The sequence below is a fragment of the Kitasatospora sp. NPDC059803 genome (genome assembly GCF_042732255.1).
Taxonomy (GTDB): Bacteria; Actinomycetota; Actinomycetes; order Streptomycetales; family Streptomycetaceae; genus Kitasatospora.
This window is the reverse complement of sequence record NZ_JBHWIJ010000157.1, coordinates 10,442-11,384: the sequence shown is the minus strand read 5'-3', so window position 1 is coordinate 11,384 and position 943 is coordinate 10,442. Positions and strand designations below refer to the sequence as shown.

Here is a 943-nt window from a genome sequence, read left to right as displayed (position 1 = left end):
CCGCCCGCCCCCCCGCGCCGGGCGCGCGGCTCCGCTCCCAACCCCCACCGCGCCCCCCAACACCCCGCGCCGGCAGCCCGGCGCCGCCCCCCCCCCCGCCCCCCCCCCGTTGCTGCCCGTTCGCCGCCCCGCACGCTGTCCGTTCGTGGTCCCGCGCGCCGCCCGTTCGCCGCCCCGCACCCGTCGCCGAGTTCGCCCGTTTCGCACCTGTTGCACGGGGCCGGCGGCACGGTCTCGGGCATGGCGATGACCGTCCGCGACCGGGGCGGATCTCTGGGTGTACGGAGTTCGGCACGGCGTCACTTCACGGTTGTGTCCTCGTTCTGCATCCGTTGGGAGGTTCCGAATTCCCTGTCCGTGTACGGGCATATGCTCAAGGTGCGAAGCCGACTCCCCATCCGGCTTCAGCCCTCCCTCGACTCAGGAGCAGTATGTCGACCGCCGCCGCCCGCCAGGCATTCTTCGACCGGACGCACAGCGACGATCTGATCGCGTTCCTCGGCACCTCGCCGTCCCCGTACCACGCGGTCGCGAGCGCCGCCGAGCGGCTGGAGAAGGCAGGCTTCCGGCAGGTCGCCGAGACCGACGTCTGGGACGGCGCCGCCGGCGGCCGTTACCTGATCCGGGGCGGCGCCCTGATCGCCTGGTACCTGCCGGAGAGCGCCCGCCCCGAGACCCCGTTCCGGGTGGTCGGTACCCACACCGACTCGCCGAACCTGCGGGTCAAGCCGGTGCCGGACACCGGCTCGGCCGGCTGGCGCCAGGTCGCCGTGGAGATCTACGGCGGCGTCCCGCTGAACACCTGGCTGGACCGTGACCTCGGGCTCTCCGGCCGCCTCGCGCTGAAGGACGGCAGCTCGCGGCTCGTCCAGCGGGACGAGCCGCTGCTTCGGGGGCCGCAGCACGCGATCCACCTGGTCCGCCAGGGCAAAGACGGCCTGAC

1 pseudogene is annotated in these 943 nt (G+C 73.9%); it reads left to right on the top strand.

The features are described from left to right. Positions 1-431: 431 nt before the first annotated feature. Positions 432-943, top strand: a pseudogene (locus ACFV6I_RS23615) (M18 family aminopeptidase); the annotation flags it as partial.